General features: G+C 66.4%; 18 protein-coding genes. 6 read left to right on the top strand and 12 right to left on the bottom strand.

Annotation, left to right across the window (positions count from 1 at the left end):
• Both rhlB and AS93_RS20955 read left to right on the top strand, forming a co-directional pair.
• A partial coding sequence (rhlB, locus tag AS93_RS0113190; protein WP_027591051.1) for an ATP-dependent RNA helicase RhlB occupies positions 1 to 1,344 on the top strand: 1,344 nt, incomplete at its 5' end.
• 122 nt (positions 1,345 to 1,466) lie between these two features.
• Positions 1,467 to 1,631, top strand: a complete 165-nt coding sequence (locus AS93_RS20955) for a hypothetical protein (RefSeq protein ID WP_169745293.1) — start codon at positions 1,467 to 1,469, stop codon at positions 1,629 to 1,631.
• On the opposite strand, the gene moaE is transcribed toward AS93_RS20955, so the two are convergent.
• The 4 genes from moaE to AS93_RS0113215 form a co-directional block, all read right to left on the bottom strand.
• Complete coding sequence (gene moaE, locus AS93_RS0113200) at positions 1,625 to 2,077, bottom strand: molybdopterin synthase catalytic subunit MoaE (protein ID WP_027591052.1); 453 nt, start codon at positions 2,075 to 2,077, stop codon at positions 1,625 to 1,627. The two genes, AS93_RS20955 and moaE, sit on opposite strands and share 7 nt — an antisense overlap.
• 1 nt (position 2,078) lies before the next feature.
• Positions 2,079 to 2,327, bottom strand: a complete 249-nt coding sequence (moaD, locus tag AS93_RS0113205; protein WP_027591053.1) for a molybdopterin converting factor subunit 1 — start codon at positions 2,325 to 2,327, stop codon at positions 2,079 to 2,081.
• Positions 2,324 to 2,809, bottom strand: coding sequence for a cyclic pyranopterin monophosphate synthase MoaC (gene moaC / locus AS93_RS0113210; protein WP_037009268.1), 486 nt, complete (start codon positions 2,807 to 2,809; stop codon positions 2,324 to 2,326). The genes moaD and moaC overlap by 4 nt, the downstream gene beginning before the upstream one ends.
• Positions 2,810 to 3,057: 248 nt before the next feature.
• Positions 3,058 to 4,434 carry a PhoH family protein gene (locus tag AS93_RS0113215; RefSeq protein ID WP_027591055.1) on the bottom strand — a complete coding sequence of 459 codons (1,377 nt, stop codon included), beginning with the start codon at positions 4,432 to 4,434 and terminating at the stop codon, positions 3,058 to 3,060.
• A gap of 247 nt (positions 4,435 to 4,681) precedes the next feature.
• Between AS93_RS0113215 and yaaA the strand changes: the two genes are divergently transcribed.
• From yaaA to yacG, 3 genes are read left to right on the top strand one after another with little or no spacing between them, the layout of a single operon-like run.
• Positions 4,682 to 5,461, top strand: a complete 780-nt coding sequence (gene yaaA, locus AS93_RS0113220) for a peroxide stress protein YaaA (RefSeq protein WP_027591056.1) — start codon at positions 4,682 to 4,684, stop codon at positions 5,459 to 5,461.
• Between the two features lie 13 nt (positions 5,462 to 5,474).
• A complete protein-coding gene (gene coaE / locus AS93_RS0113225; RefSeq protein ID WP_027591057.1) occupies positions 5,475 to 6,098 on the top strand; it encodes a dephospho-CoA kinase in 624 nt (207 codons plus the stop codon).
• A complete protein-coding gene (gene yacG, locus AS93_RS0113230; protein ID WP_027591058.1) occupies positions 6,083 to 6,280 on the top strand; it encodes a DNA gyrase inhibitor YacG in 198 nt (65 codons plus the stop codon). Before coaE ends, yacG begins: the two co-directional genes overlap by 16 nt.
• Positions 6,281 to 6,385: 105 nt before the next feature.
• Here the strand turns inward: yacG and AS93_RS0113235 are convergent, their stop codons facing one another.
• The 7 genes from AS93_RS0113235 to AS93_RS0113265 form a co-directional block, all read right to left on the bottom strand.
• Positions 6,386 to 7,069: an energy-coupling factor ABC transporter permease gene (locus AS93_RS0113235; RefSeq protein WP_027591059.1), complete on the bottom strand. Its 684-nt coding sequence runs from the start codon at positions 7,067 to 7,069 to the stop codon at positions 6,386 to 6,388.
• Positions 7,066 to 7,503 (bottom strand): GNAT family N-acetyltransferase, encoded by a 438-nt coding sequence (locus AS93_RS0113240; protein ID WP_027591060.1) that lies wholly within the window; start codon positions 7,501 to 7,503, stop codon positions 7,066 to 7,068. Before AS93_RS0113240 ends, AS93_RS0113235 begins: the two co-directional genes overlap by 4 nt.
• Before the next feature lie 220 nt (positions 7,504 to 7,723).
• Positions 7,724 to 8,341, bottom strand: a complete 618-nt coding sequence (locus AS93_RS0113245; protein WP_027591061.1) for an FKBP-type peptidyl-prolyl cis-trans isomerase — start codon at positions 8,339 to 8,341, stop codon at positions 7,724 to 7,726.
• A 105-nt stretch (positions 8,342 to 8,446) separates the two neighbouring features.
• On the bottom strand, positions 8,447 to 8,728 hold the full coding sequence (locus AS93_RS0113250) for a DUF6482 family protein (RefSeq protein ID WP_027591062.1): 282 nt from the start codon (positions 8,726 to 8,728) through the stop codon (positions 8,447 to 8,449).
• Between the two features lie 95 nt (positions 8,729 to 8,823).
• Complete coding sequence (locus AS93_RS0113255; protein WP_027591063.1) at positions 8,824 to 9,324, bottom strand: TIGR00645 family protein; 501 nt, start codon at positions 9,322 to 9,324, stop codon at positions 8,824 to 8,826.
• A gap of 193 nt (positions 9,325 to 9,517) precedes the next feature.
• Complete coding sequence (locus AS93_RS0113260; protein ID WP_027591064.1) at positions 9,518 to 9,838, bottom strand: hypothetical protein; 321 nt, start codon at positions 9,836 to 9,838, stop codon at positions 9,518 to 9,520.
• 163 nt (positions 9,839 to 10,001) lie between these two features.
• On the bottom strand, positions 10,002 to 12,425 hold the full coding sequence (locus AS93_RS0113265; protein WP_027591065.1) for an ATP-binding protein: 2,424 nt from the start codon (positions 12,423 to 12,425) through the stop codon (positions 10,002 to 10,004).
• Between the two features lie 129 nt (positions 12,426 to 12,554).
• Between AS93_RS0113265 and AS93_RS0113270 the strand changes: the two genes are divergently transcribed.
• Positions 12,555 to 13,337: a TatD family hydrolase gene (locus AS93_RS0113270; protein ID WP_027591066.1), complete on the top strand. Its 783-nt coding sequence runs from the start codon at positions 12,555 to 12,557 to the stop codon at positions 13,335 to 13,337.
• 50 nt (positions 13,338 to 13,387) lie between these two features.
• Here AS93_RS0113270 and AS93_RS0113275 read toward each other — a convergent pair.
• Positions 13,388 to 13,868: methyl-accepting chemotaxis protein (locus tag AS93_RS0113275; protein WP_027591067.1), on the bottom strand; the 481-nt coding region annotated here is incomplete at its 5' end.

Raw genomic sequence — 13,868 nt, forward strand, 5'->3', positions numbered from 1 at the left:
CGCAAGGACGACACCCGCACCAGCCGCCCGCCGCGCGCCGCCAGGAGCGAACAGCCCAAGCCGCAAGCGCCGGAAGCCGACAAGCCCCGCCGCGAGCGTCCGCCACGCAAGCCCAAGGCGCCCGTCGCGTCCTGGAACCTGGAGGACTTCAAGGTCGAGCCGGTCGAAGGCAAGACCCGCTTCCATGACTTCCCGCTGGCCCCGGAACTGATGCATGCCATCCATGATCTGGGATTCACCTACTGCACGCCGATCCAGGCGCAGGTGCTGGGTCACACCCTCAAGGGCAAGGATGCTATCGGCCGCGCCCAGACCGGCACCGGCAAGACTGCCGCGTTCCTGGTGTCCACCATCACCCAGCTGCTGCAGACCCCGCCGCCGAAAGAGCGCTACATGGGCGAACCGCGCGCGCTGATCATTGCGCCGACCCGCGAGCTGGTGGTGCAGATCGCCAAGGACGCCGAGGACCTGACCAAGTACACCGGCCTGAACGTGATGAGCTTCGTCGGCGGCATGGACTTCGACAAACAGCTCAAGGGCCTGGAGAAGCGCTTCTGCGACATCCTGGTAGCCACCCCCGGCCGCCTGCTGGACTTCCACCAGCGCGGCGAGGTGCACCTGGACATGGTCGAGGTCATGGTGCTCGACGAAGCCGACCGCATGCTGGACATGGGCTTCATTCCCCAGGTACGGCAGATCATTCGCCAGACGCCGTTCAAGGGCGAGCGCCAGACCCTGCTGTTCTCCGCCACCTTCACCGACGACGTGATGAACCTGGCCAGCCAGTGGACTGTAGATCCGGCCATCGTCGAGATCGAGCCGGAAAACGTGGCCAGCGAGACCGTCGAACAGCACGTCTACGCCGTGGCCAGCAAGGACAAGTACAAGCTGCTCTACAACCTGGTCACCCAGAACGACTGGAGCCGGGTGATGGTGTTCGCCAACCGCAAGGACGAGGTGCGCCGCATCGAGGAACGCCTGACCCGCGACGGCGTGAGCGCCGCGCAAATGTCCGGCGACGTGCCGCAGCACAAGCGCATCAAGGTCCTGGAGGGCTTCCGCGAGGGCAAGATCCGCGTGCTGGTGGCCACCGACGTGGCCGGCCGTGGCATCCACATCGACGGCATCAGCCACGTGATCAACTTCACCCTGCCGGAAGTGCCGGACGACTACGTGCACCGTATCGGCCGCACCGGCCGCGCCGGTGCCAGCGGCACTTCGATCAGCTTCGCCGGCGAGGACGACGCCTTCGCCCTGCCGCCCATCGAGGCGCTGATCGGCCGCAAGATCCAGTGCGAAATGCCACCGGACGAGCTGCTCAAGCCGGTGCCGCGCAAGCACTGAGCTCCGCCGACAGGGCTGCCGACCTCCGGCCCGCCCTGTCCTGCTGCCGCGTTGATGCAGGTCAGACCGTCGGTCGGCGGGTGAGATATCATTGCGCGGCTATCGATTGCCGGAGAATTCTCGTGGAAAGCCTTCATTGGATGTTGTTGTTGATCGTCACCGGCTTCCTGCTGCTGGGTTTCGGCTTCAATTTTCGTGACCATCTGGTCGGCGTCTGCCTGATGGCCATGGGCATCGTGGTCACCCTGTCCACCGTGCTGCTCAAGCTCTACACCGTCCTCTACTGATCCCAGCGCGCGGCGGCCTGCTGGTCGCTGTCGCGGCCCTCGACCCAGCGGGCGCCTTCGGCGGTGTCCTCGCGCTTCCAGAACGGCGCGCGGGTCTTCAGGTAATCCATGATGAAGTCGCAGGCGGCGAACGCCGCCTGCCGATGCGCGCTGGCTGTGCCGACGAAGACGATCGGCTCGCCCGGGGTCAGCGCGCCGACCCGGTGCAGCACCTCGACCTGCAGCAGCGGCCAGCGCGCCTCGGCCTCGGTGACGATCTTCGCCAGCGCCTTCTCGGTCATCCCCGGGTAATGCTCCAGGTACATGCCGGCCACGTCCTGGCCGTCGTTGTAGTCCCGCACATAGCCGACGAAGCCGACTACCGCGCCGATGCCCAGCTGGGCGGCATGCAGCGCGTTGAGCTCGGCACCCGGATCGAAAGATGCAGTCTGCACGCGAACGCTCATCTCAACCTCCGGTGACCGTGGGGAAGAAGGCCACCTCGTCGCCGTCCTCCAGGGGTTCGTCGAGCCCGCACAGCTCCTGGTTGCGCGCGCACATCAGGTTGCGCTCGGCCAGCACCGCCCAGGCGCCGCCGCGCGCGAGCAGGTGGTCGCGCAGCGCGGCGAGGGTGGCGAAGCCGTCCTGCCAGTCCAGTTGCTCGCCATCGGTGCCCAGCGCCTCGCGATAACGGGCGAAATACTGCAGGCGAATCATGGGGTGTCCTCCGTCGCGCGCCGGTAATGGCCGCTCTTGCCGCCGGCCTTCTCCAGCAGGCGCACCTGTTCGATGGTCATGTCCTTGTCGACGGCCTTGCACATGTCGTAGATCGTCAGCGCGGCGATGCTGGCGGCGGTCAGCGCCTCCATCTCCACGCCGGTCTGCCCGGCCAGCTTGCAGCGCGCCTCGATGCGCACGCAGTCCTCGCCCTCGGCCGCCAGCTCCACCTTCACGCCGGTGAGCAGCAGCGGGTGGCACAGCGGGATCAGTTCGTGGGTCTTCTTGGCCGCCTGGATGCCGGCGATGCGCGCCACGGCGAACACATCACCCTTGGGGTGGCCGCCCTGCTGGATCAGCGCCAGGGTCGCGGGACGCATGCGCACCCGCGCCTCGGCCACTGCCTCGCGGAAGGTCACCGCCTTGTCGGTGACATCCACCATGCGGGCATGGCCCTGATTATCGAGATGGGTCAGGCTCATCGCATTCTCCTCGGAACGAGGGGCCATTCTACCCGCCACCCCGGTGGTGGGCTTGCGTCTGGTCAAGCTTCGCTAAGCCACCAGGCGCGCCTTGCGGCGCGTTGGTGGATCGGTAAAGCGCGATCCACCCTACGAATACATGCATGTTCGGCCAGTCCGTAGGGTGGACAACGTTTTCCTTGTCCACCATCGCGCCGGCACGGCGCGCCTCGGCGGAGCGTCGGTGGAGCGGTAAAGCGCGATCCACCCTACATGTTCGCCTCCGCGTACTCGGCCAGCACCGAGCGCGGCACGCCCTGCAGGGTGATGTGCACGCCATGGGCGAAGTCCTTGAAGCGCTCGGTCAGGTAGGTGAGCCCGGAGCTGGTGGCCGACAGGTATGGCGTGTCGATCTGCGCCAGGTTGCCCAGGCATACCACCTTGGTGCCGCTGCCGGCGCGGGTGATGATGGTCTTCATCTGGTGCGGCGTGAGGTTCTGGCACTCGTCGATCAGCAACAGGCTCTGCTGGAAGCTGCGCCCACGGATGTAGTTGAGCGACTTGAACTGCAGCGGCACGCGCTGCAGCAGGTAGTCGACACTGCCCGGCGTGCTTTCGTCCTCCATGTGCAGGGCCTCCAGGTTGTCGGTGATGGCGCCCAGCCAGGGCTCCATCTTCTCCGCCTCGGTGCCGGGCAGAAAGCCGATGTCCTCGTCCAGCCCCTGCACGCTGCGCGTGACGATGATGCGCCGGTAGCGCTTGCTGACCATGGTCTGTTCGATGGCCGCGGCCAGCGCCAGGATGGTCTTGCCGGAACCGGCGGCCCCGGACAGGTTGACCAGGTGAATGTCCGGATCGAGCAGCGCATAGAGCGCCAGCGCCTGGTAGATGTCGCGCGGCCGCAGGCCCCAGGCTTCCAGGCCGAGCAGCTTGTCCTGGTACAGATCGAGGATCAGCAGCTCGTCGCCGTCGATGTGCTTGATCCAGCCGACGAAGCCCTGCTCGTCGAGGATGAATTCGTTGAGGTTCACCGCCGGCAGGTTGCCGGTCAGCCGCACCCGGTGCCAGGTGCGGCCCAGCTCCTGGCGGGTTTCCACCTTGCCGACCCGCTCCCAGAATGAGCCGGAAAGGGTGTGATAGCCGCGCGACAGCAGGCTGACATCGTCCACCAGCTGGTCGGTCTGGTAGTCCTCGGCGGCGATGCCGCAGGCGCGCGCCTTGAGGCGCATGTTGATGTCCTTGCTGACCAGTACCACGTCCCGCTCCGGCTTGCGCCGACCCAGGTCGAGGAGCTGGTTGATGATGCGGTTGTCATTGATGGTTTCCGGCAGCGGGCTTTCCTGTGCGCCGGGGCGATTCATCAGGATCGACAGGCTGCCCCGTGGCCCGCTCTTGCCACGCTGGATCGGCACTCCGTTCTCTACCTGCTCGGGCGTGGCCTCGCCCAGCGTCCGGTCGATCAGGCGAATCGCCTGTCGGCATTCGGCCGCCGTGCTGTGCTTGCCCGTTTTCAGGCGATCCAGCTCCTCCAGCACCGTCATGGGGATGGCGACCTGATGCTCCTGGAAATTCAGCAGCGCATTGGGGTCGTGGATCAGCACGTTGGTGTCGAGGACATAGAGGATCGGTTTCGCGTGGTCATCCATTGGCAATCACCTTTGCTGACGGGGACAGGCGGCAGTCGCCGTCCTGCTTGCCCAGGGAAAGGATAGTCCCGCGTCCTGCTCGTTCCCGCCGGACCTGCCCGCTGGTCAAGCAAGAGACGGGCCGCTGTCGATAGTCACCGGCGCGGATGACAGTTCCGTGTCCGGCCTGCCCGCCAATGGTGCCGATAGGTGGAGTCGTGACCCGATGCTCCCTACAATCGCCCGCAACGTTTCCGGAGACCTGCCCATGCTGCTGGTGATATCCCCCGCCAAGACCCTCGATTACGACACGCCGCCGGCAACCGAGCGCTACACGCTGCCCGAGCACCTGGACCACAGTCAGGTGCTGATCAAGCAGCTGCGCGAGTACTCTCCGCAGCAGATCGCCGAGCTGATGCACCTGTCCGACAAGCTGGCCGCGCTCAACGTCGCGCGCTTCGGCAGCTGGCAGCCGGACTTCACCCCGGCGAACGCCAAGCAGGCGCTGCTAGCCTTCAAGGGCGATGTGTACACCGGCCTGAACGCCGAGGACTTCAGCGAAGAGGATTTCGCCTTCGCCCAGGACCACCTGCGCATGCTCTCCGGCCTGTACGGCGTGCTGCGACCGCTGGACCTGATGCAGCCCTATCGGCTGGAGATGGGTACCCGGCTGGCCAACGCCCGCGGCAAGGACCTATATGCCTTCTGGGGCGAGCGCATCAGCGGCTGGCTGAACGAAGCGCTGGCCGCCCAGGGCGACAAGGTGCTGCTCAACCTGGCCTCCAACGAATACTTCGGCGCCGTGCAGCGCAAGGCGCTCAAGGCACGGGTGATCGACACCGAGTTCAAGGACCTGAAGAACGGCCAGTACAAGATCATCAGCTTCTACGCCAAGAAGGCGCGCGGCCTGATGGCGCGCTATGTGATCAGGGAGCGCATCGTTGATCCCGAGCGCCTCAAGGCTTTCGATTACCAGGGTTATCGCTTCAGCGCGGAGCAATCCGGCGCCGACAAGCTGGTGTTCCTGCGCGACCATCCCGAAGACTGATGCGGAGCCTTCCATGAAGCCCTGGATTCTCGGCCTGACCGGCGGCATCGGCAGCGGCAAGAGCGCCGCCGCCGCCCATTTCATCCAGCTGGGCATCGACCTGGTGAACGCCGACCAGGCCGCGCGCTGGGTGGTGGAGCCCGGCCGCCCGGCGCTGGCGCAGATCGCCGAACATTTCGGAGCGGACATCCTGCAGGCCGACGGCAGCCTGGACCGCGCCGCGCTGCGCGCGCGCATCTTCCAGGACGCCGGGGAGCGCCGCTGGCTGGAACGCCTGCTGCATCCGCTGATTCGCCAGGAAATCATCGAGGTGCTGGCCCGCGCCACCTCGCCCTATGCGATCCTCGAATCACCGCTGCTGATCGAGTCCGGCCAATCCCAACTCTGCCAGCGCGTGCTGGTGATCGACGTGCCCGAGGCCGTGCAGATCAGCCGCACCGTCTCGCGCGACGGCAACGACGAGGCGCAGGTACGCGCCATCATGGCTGCCCAGGCCAGCCGCGAGGAACGCCTGGCCAAGGCCGACGACGTGATCGTCAATGACCGCGACCTGGCCTGGCTGCAACAGGAAGTCGAACGCCTGCACCGCTTTTACCTGACCCTGCGTGGAGGCCAGCCCCAATGCACAAACCTTTGATCGTCAAATGCCCGACCTGCGGCGCCCCGGTGGAATGGACCCCGGCGACGCCGACTCGGCCGTTCTGCTCGGAGCGCTGCAAACTGATCGACCTCGGCGCCTGGGCGGCGGAAGAACACGCCATCCCCGGCGACCCGCTGAACGACGAACTGTTCTCCGAGGACCTGGACAAGCATTCGTAGGGTGGACAACGTCTTTCTTGTCCACCAGGGCAACCGCGCCGTGGCCGACGCGGCCGAAAAGGCGCCAACCGCCCTACGCTGCTGCGCCATGAACCTATAGGGCTGCTACCTGTCCTCGTCCTTCCATGGCGCCGACAAATAGCGGCTGCGGTTGAAGGTTTCCAGCCAGTCCGGGCAGAACACCACCAGCCCGGCGATCACCATGCCGTTGATGAAGGCCTCGGGAAACGCCAGCAGCCACAGGTAGCCGGCGAAATCCTCCAGCCAGGGCGGCATCTCGTAGCGACCGTCGAGCAGCAGCAGCCCCAGGCCGGCGAATACGCAGGCAATCGCCGTGAGCGCCGCCGGAAAAAAGCCCGAGCAGAAGATGTAGACGAACAGGTTGTTCGGCTGAAAGCGCTCCACCAGGTTGGCGCAGGCCTCGGTGATGGCGACGGGGATGAGCACCAGCAGGATGCCGTTGATGCCCAGCGAGGCCAAATCCGGTCGGCCCACCGCGATCAGCCCCAGCTGCGCCAGAAGCCCGGCGAGGATCGCCAGCGGCCAGTCCAGCAGCAGGGTGACGGCGGTCATGCCGATGAAGTGCATCGACAGCCCGGAGGCGAAATCGCGGCGCACCAGCCAGAGCAGGAACAGCACCACCACCGTGCCAAACAGCAAGTGCTGGCGGCGCAGGTCGCTGAACAGTTCGATCCAGGGCGCGCGAGCGGCGGCCCAGAGCAACACGGGCAGGTAGAGCGCCCAGCCCAGCAGCAGAGTGCCCGAGGCCAGCAGCTCGGCGGCGATCATGCGCCGACCGCCCGCGTGGAAAACACTTCGATGTCCTGCCGCTCGCCCCAACCGCCACGCCCGCGCCAGAAGGCCAGCGCGTCGGGCGCGTCGCGCAGCACGAAGACATGGGACTTGTGGATGCCGAGCACGGCCAGGCGGCGCAGCGCCTCGTCCAGCAGCCGGGTGGCCAGGCCGCGCCCGCGCCAGGCTTCGTCGACCAGCAGGTGCTGAAGGTAGCCGCGCCGGCCGTCGTGCCCGGCCATCAGGCAGGCGATCGGCTGGCCATCGGCCTCGATCAGCAGACTCAACCCGGGATTGCGCGCCAGGTAGGCGCAGAACGGCGCGTAGGCATCCTCGTCGCGCACCTGAATGCCGGGTGTGCGCAGCCAGAGCGCCAGCAGCGCGGCATGGTCCGTGGTAACGATTTCGCGCATGTGGCCGAAGGTCGGCATGGCCACGCCCCCTGAATGTCGATTGGGAAGCGGAGTTTATCAGGCCATCGGGGATTTGCCGGCGGTGGCGAGGCGCTGAACTCGACTCCGCTGACAGCAGCGCAGGGCGGTCGGCGCCTTACCGGGCACCGTAGGCCACCGCGGGGAAGCTGTGGCGGCCAACGCAAGCGTTGACCACCCTACGAAACGGCGGGGCCAGCCCCACCGAGATCGTTTTGGCTTACAGGATGTCCAGCAGCTCAACGTCGAACACCAACACGCTGTGCGGCGGGATGCTGCCGACGGCCTGGCCGCCGTAGGCCAGTTCGCTGGGCACGTGCAGGCGCCACTTGCTGCCGGTGTTCATCAGTTGCAGGGCTTCGATCCAGCCGGCAATCACGCCGCCGACCGGGAATTCGGCCGGCTGGCCACGCTCGTAGGAGCTGTCGAACACGGTGCCGTCAATCAGGGTGCCGTGGTAGTGGGTACGCACCTGGTCGTTGCGGGACGGCTTGGCGCCTTCGCCGGCAACCAGCACTTCGTATTGCAGGCCGGATTCCAGCACGGTCACGCCTTCACGCTTGGCATTCTCGGCCAGATAGCTCTTGCCAGCTTCGGCGGCGGCGGCGGCCTTGGCATCGGCGGCGGCCTGCATGCGCTCGCGGATCACCTGGAAGCTGGCGTTCAGGTCCTCGGGGCTGACCTGGCTGGCGTTGCCGGCAAAGGCATCGCGCAGGCCGGCGACGATGGCGTCCAGGCTAGCGCCGGGGGGCGGGTTGTCGTGCAGTTGTTCACCGATCTGGCGGCCGATGCCGTAGCTGACACGGGCTTCGTCGGTGGAAAGGTCGAGTTGGGACATGGTCGGGCTCCCGCCAGGCAAAAAAAGGGCGGCCAGACTACCACAGCAGGAAGCGAGTGACGGAAAGCCGGTCACCGCTGAAGCGCCTCCTACAGGATGCGTGCCTCAACCGGCCGGGTGGTTGCGCAGCGGCGTTTCGCGCAGACCGCACATTTCCTCGCTGGCATCGGCCTGCTCGAGCTCCAGCGTCATGGGCACGCCCTTGAGCAGGTCGCGGGCCTGCTCAAGGGACAGCACCTTGAGCAGTTGCCCTTCCGCGTCCAGCAAGGGCAGCAGACGGGAACCGACCCGGGCCTCGATCAGGTAGGCACCGCCTTCGAGACAGACAAGGTTGGCGCCTTCGATCTGTCCGGCACGGGCGCGGGCAGTCAGTTCATGCAGGTTCATCGGGCATACCTCGCTGCGGGCTCAACCCTCAGTCTTGCCCAGCCTCCCCTGCCGGCAAGGCGTTCCGCGCGCTTTCGGACGGATGCCCTCCGCGCTCACAGCTCCTGCGCGCCGCCCTTGCCTTTCTCCATCATGCCCATGGCGAAGGCAGAGACCACGAACGTCATGTGCATGATCACGTACCACATGAGCTTGTCGTTCTCGATCTGCTGCGCGTTCATGAACATGCGCAGCAGATGGATCGAGGAAATCGCCACGATGCTGGCGGCCACCTTCATCTTCAGGGAGCCGGAATCCATCTTGCCCAGCCAGTCCAGTTTCTCGGTGCCGGCCTTGATGTTCAGCTGGGAAACGAAATTCTCGAAGCCGGAGATCATCACCATCACCAGCAGGCCACCGACCAGTGCCATATCGATCAGCGACAGCAGCACCAGGATCAGGTCGGCCTCGGTGCGTTCGAACACATGGGGCAGCAGGTGGTACAGCTCCTGGAAGAATTTCAGCGACAGCGCCAGCAGTGCCAGGGACAGGCCCAGGTAGATGGGCGCCAGCAGCCAGCGCGAGGCATACAGGAGATTTTCCAGAAAGGATTCCAGGGATTTCACGATGGGGATCTCGCATACGCAACCAGGAGGGCGCGCAGTATACCGGTCAGCTGGAACGCGGAAAATGCGCGGGTTATCCACGCAAGCTGTTGATAAGTCGGTGGAAAGACCTGTTCACAGGACCCGCCGGGACCCGCCGCGCGGCATCTGCGGACAGATTGCGCAGAAAAGCTCCAACGCAGGGTCAGGGCCAGGCACGGCGTTGCGGCTGGCCGTTCAGCTGACGCAGACGAGCCTGCATGTGCAGCCGCCAAATGGGTTGGTCGGCCACTTCCCGATAACCCTGCTCGCGCAGGTTGTCGACGATTGCCGCCAGCACCCGGGCGGCCTCGCCGGCGCCCAGGAACGGACCCTGCACTTTGATCTCCGTGGGCTGCGCCCCGCTCAGCCCGGCCGCGCACAGCAGCGTCCAGCGTCCGTTGCCACCGGCCAGCGCATGGATGCGGGCCTCGATGCGCATGCTCATGCCCAGGTATTCCCGGACCAGGCAGATGTGATGCGACATGACTCTTCTCCCAGGGGGGGCTGTTCCCAGCCCGGAGCAGTCCGGGCACAGCTGGGAGTTATCCTCAAAATATGTGGATAAGTCTGTGGGCGAGCGCTGAAAACCCTCTGTCAGCCGCCGTCACGCCTGACTGGCACACACATCGCTCAGCGACTGACCAGTTTCAGCTGGAGGCCGGCACCTTGGCGGCCTCATGGACCGCCTTGCGTTCCTCTTCGTCCAGCTCCACTTCGGCGATCTCGCGCAGCCGTTCCACTACACGGGCGTTTACGCTGCCAGCGGGAAACTCGCCCTGCGCATCGGGCGCGCCGGCCGGCTCGCCGACCAGCAGGCTCAGCGCCTCGTCCACATGGCGCACCGCATAGATGTTGAAGCGGCCTTCGCGCACCGCCTGCAGCACTCGCTCATCCAGCATCAGGTTGCTGATGTTGGCATAGGGAATGATAGCTCCCTGTTCGCCGCTCAGCCCGCGCGCTTCGCAGAGGCGGAAGAAGCCTTCGATCTTCTCGTTGACGCCGCCCACCGCCTGCACCTCGCCAAACTGGTTGATCGAACCGGTGATGGCGAAGCCCTGCTTGAGCGGCGTGCGCGACAGCGCGGAGATCAGTGCGCAGACCTCGCCCAGCGAGGCACTGTCGCCGTCCACGTAGCCATAGCTCTGCTCAAGGGCGATGCTGGCGGAGATCTCCAGCGGGAATTCCTGGGCGTAGCGGCTGCCGAGGTAGCCGGTGAGGATCATCACCCCCTTAGAGTGGATAGGCTGGCCAAGGTTGACTTCACGCTCGATGTCGACGATGCCCGAGCCGCCCGGATAGACGGTGGCGGAAATACGCGCCGGCAGGCCGAACGCCGAATCGCCGACCTCCAGCACGGTCAGACCGTTGCAGCGGCCGATGGCCGCGCCCTCGGTATCGATCAGGATGATGCCGGCCAGCATGTCGTCCAGCAGGCGCGCCGACACACGCCCGGTGCGGCGCTCCTTGGCCTGCAGCGCGCGCTCCAGGTGCGCCGCATCGGTCAGCGCATCGCCGGCCAGCTGGCGCAGGAAATCGGCCTCGCTGAGCAGTTGGAACAGATCGCCGATACGGGCGCTCAGGCGGCCCTGGTGCTCCGCCAGGCGCGCGCTGTAGGTGGCCAGGCGGGCCACGGCGGCGGCGGTGAGCGGCGCCAGGCCTTCTTCCGAGGTGCGCGTCTTGATCAACTGGGCGAACTGTTCGAGGCTGTCCTCGGCCAGCGGGATTTCTTCGTCGAAGTCCACCAGCACGCGGAACAGCTCCTGGAAGTCCGGGTCCAGGTCCTGCAGTGCGTAATACACCTGGCGCGAACCGATGATCACCACTTTGACCTGCAGCGGGATCACCTCCGGGGTCAGGGTCACGGTGGCCAGCCGGCCCAGTTCTGCCAGGGGCGACTCCATCTTCAGCTTGCGCGACTGCAGGGCGCGCTTGAGGCCGTCCCAGACGAAGGGCTCGCCGAGCAGCTTCTCGGCCTCGACGATCAGGTAGCCGCCGTTGGCCCGATGCAGCGCGCCGGGGCGCAACTGCCGGTAGCTGGTATAGAGGGCACCCTGGTCCGTGCTGTACTCGATGCGCCCGAACAGGTTGTCGTAGGTCGGGTGCGGCTCGAACACCACCGGCGCGCCGCCGTCCAGCGGCTGGGCGACCACCAGCCCGGGGGCATACAGCTCCTGCAGGTCGTTGCGCTTCTGCACGTCGGTGCGGCTCTCGTCCACCAGGGTTTCCAGCACGGTGCGCAGCAGGTTGACCTGCATGGCCTGCAGGTAGGCGCCGACCCCGGCGTTTTCCGCGTACTTCTCCGACAGCGGCGCCAGCAGCGGCTGCAAGGCCAGGGTGATGGTTTCCTCGTTGAGCTGGCGCAGTCGGTTACTGCTTTCGCGCTTCCATTGCGGCAGGCTGGAAAGCTCCTCGTTGAGCCGCTCTTCCAGGTGACTGATGTCGCTGTGGAAGCGCTCGCGCTCGGCCTCCGGCAGTTGGGCGAACTCCGCCTCGTCCAGCGCCTTGCCATCCTTCATCGGCGTGAAGGCGACGTTGGCGCTATCCCGGTACAGAGCGATGCCCCGCTCCAGCGCCAACTTCTCGATGATGTCCAGGGCCTGGTCATAGCGCTGGTTGAAGGCACGGTCGATGGCGCTCTTCTTCTGCTGATAGCTGGGCTGTTCGAACACCGCCGGGAAAGTGGCCAGCAGGTTATCGATCAGCGCTTCCAGGTCGGCGATGAACGCCGCCGCCGTGCCGGCGGGCAGCTCGAGCACGCGCGGCTCGCGCGGCTCATCGAAATTGTTCACATAGACCCAGTCCGCCGGCGCCTGCAGGCGTTTGGCCTCGGCCTTCAGATAGCGCTGCACGAAGGAGAAACGCCCGGTGCCCGGCTCCCCCATGACGAACAGGTTGTAGCCCGGCCGCGGCATGGCCACGCCGAACTGCAGCGCCTCCACCGCCCGCTCCTGCCCCAGCACGCCGCGAAACGGCTCCAGTTCATCGGTACTGGCGAAGCGGAATTGCTTGGGATCACAGGGTCGGGTCAGGGCTTCGGGGGACAGGCGCAGCAGGGCGGCGAAATCAGACATCGGGAATCCTTGCAGGAGCGGCAGCGGCCGCGACGGTTGCGGCATTCTGGCGCCCTGCCCGAGTCACGGCAAGGCGCGACGCGGAGCGCTGCCTCCCGGCGCGCGCCCGTGCGCGCTATCCTGTGCGCCATGCGCTATATCGACACCCACAACCACCTGGATTTTCCCGAGTTTGACGCCGACCGCGCCGCCGTGCTGGCGCGCAGCCGGGCAATCGGCGTCCAGCGCCAGGTGCTGATCGGCGTCAGCGAGGATCACTGGGACAGGTTGTGGTCGCTGGCCTGCGCCGAGGACGGACTGTACGCCAGCTTCGGCCTGCACCCCTGCTTCCTCGACCGGCATCGCCCCGAGCATCTGACGCAACTGCGCGAGCGCCTGGCGCGGCATGTCGGCCACGAGAAACTCTGCGCGGTGGGCGAGATCGGCCTGGACTACTACCTTGAACAGCCGGACAAGCCGGCCCAGCAGGCACTGTTCGAAGCCCAGCTGCAACTGGCACGCGAATTCGAGTTGCCGGCTTTGCTGCATGTGCGCCGCGCCCACGCCGACGTGATCGCCATGCTCAAGCGCCTGCGGGTGCCGCGCGGCGGCATCGTGCATGCCTTCAGTGGCAGTTACGAGGAAGCACGGGAATACCGCCGCCTGGGCTTCTACCTGGGCCAGGGCGGCGCCGGCACCTGGCCGCAGGCCAAGCGTATGCACCGAATGCTGGCGCAACTTTCGCTGGAGGATGTAGTGCTGGAAACTGATGCCCCGGACATGGCCCCGGCCAGTCATCCGGGGCAGCGCAACAGCCCGGAATTCCTGCCGGCCCTCTGCACGGAGCTGGCGAAGCTCATGGGCGTAGAGCCCGAGGCACTGGCCGAGGCCGGCTATCGCAACAGCTGCCGGCTGTTTGGCTGGTCCGCGTAGGGCGGCGTTGCCCACCCTACGCGGCGACCCCGCGCATACGGTTCGCCCGTTCAGACCTTGAACGTACCGATCAGCTGCCGCAGCCGGGCCACCGAACCCGACAGTTCGCGGCTGGCCTGTTCGGCCTGCGACGCGCCTTCGGAGGTGCGCTCGCCGGCCTGGCTGATCTGCACGATGTTCTGGTCGATGTCGTGCGCCACGGCAGTCTGTTGCTCGACGGCGGCGGCAATCTGCTGGTTCTGGTCGACGATGGCGCTGACCGCGGCAAGGATGTTCTCCAGGGCCTGCTGCACTGCATCGGAGTGGCCTGCGGTGGCATCCGCCTGACTATGGCTGGCGTGCATGCCGTCGACGGCCGCGTTCACGCCTTCGCGCAGGCGGACGATCATCTGTTCGATTTCCGCCGTGGACTGCTGGGTGCGTTGCGCCAGGCTGCGCACCTCGTCGGCGACCACCGCGAAGCCACGCCCCTGCTCACCGGCGCGGGCCGCCTCGATGGCGGCGTTGAGCGCCAGCAGGTTGGTCTGTTCG

The sequence above is a fragment of the Pseudomonas sp. RL genome (assembly GCF_000647775.1).
Taxonomy (GTDB): domain Bacteria; phylum Pseudomonadota; class Gammaproteobacteria; order Pseudomonadales; family Pseudomonadaceae; genus Serpens; species Serpens flexibilis.

Excerpts from the sequence above, each read along its gene's own strand:
- coaE (WP_027591057.1), top strand. The coding sequence starts at position 5,475 with ATGAAGCCCTGGATTCTCGGCCTGACCGGCGGCATCGGCAGCGGCAAG.
- AS93_RS0113235 (WP_027591059.1), bottom strand. The coding sequence starts at position 7,069 with ATGATCGCCGCCGAGCTGCTGGCCTCGGGCACTCTGCTGCTGGGCTGG.
- moaD (WP_027591053.1), bottom strand. The coding sequence starts at position 2,327 with ATGATTCGCCTGCAGTATTTCGCCCGTTATCGCGAGGCGCTGGGCACC.
- moaC (WP_037009268.1), bottom strand. The coding sequence starts at position 2,809 with ATGAGCCTGACCCATCTCGATAATCAGGGCCATGCCCGCATGGTGGAT.
- AS93_RS0113245 (WP_027591061.1), bottom strand. The coding sequence starts at position 8,341 with ATGTCCCAACTCGACCTTTCCACCGACGAAGCCCGTGTCAGCTACGGC.
- yaaA (WP_027591056.1), top strand. The coding sequence starts at position 4,682 with ATGCTGCTGGTGATATCCCCCGCCAAGACCCTCGATTACGACACGCCG.
- yacG (WP_027591058.1), top strand. The coding sequence starts at position 6,083 with ATGCACAAACCTTTGATCGTCAAATGCCCGACCTGCGGCGCCCCGGTG.
- AS93_RS0113240 (WP_027591060.1), bottom strand. The coding sequence starts at position 7,503 with ATGCCGACCTTCGGCCACATGCGCGAAATCGTTACCACGGACCATGCC.
- AS93_RS0113270 (WP_027591066.1), top strand. The coding sequence starts at position 12,555 with ATGCGCTATATCGACACCCACAACCACCTGGATTTTCCCGAGTTTGAC.
- AS93_RS0113260 (WP_027591064.1), bottom strand. The coding sequence starts at position 9,838 with ATGTCGCATCACATCTGCCTGGTCCGGGAATACCTGGGCATGAGCATG.
- AS93_RS0113265 (WP_027591065.1), bottom strand. The coding sequence starts at position 12,425 with ATGTCTGATTTCGCCGCCCTGCTGCGCCTGTCCCCCGAAGCCCTGACC.
- moaE (WP_027591052.1), bottom strand. The coding sequence starts at position 2,077 with ATGAGCGTTCGCGTGCAGACTGCATCTTTCGATCCGGGTGCCGAGCTC.
- AS93_RS0113215 (WP_027591055.1), bottom strand. The coding sequence starts at position 4,434 with ATGGATGACCACGCGAAACCGATCCTCTATGTCCTCGACACCAACGTG.
- AS93_RS0113250 (WP_027591062.1), bottom strand. The coding sequence starts at position 8,728 with ATGAACCTGCATGAACTGACTGCCCGCGCCCGTGCCGGACAGATCGAA.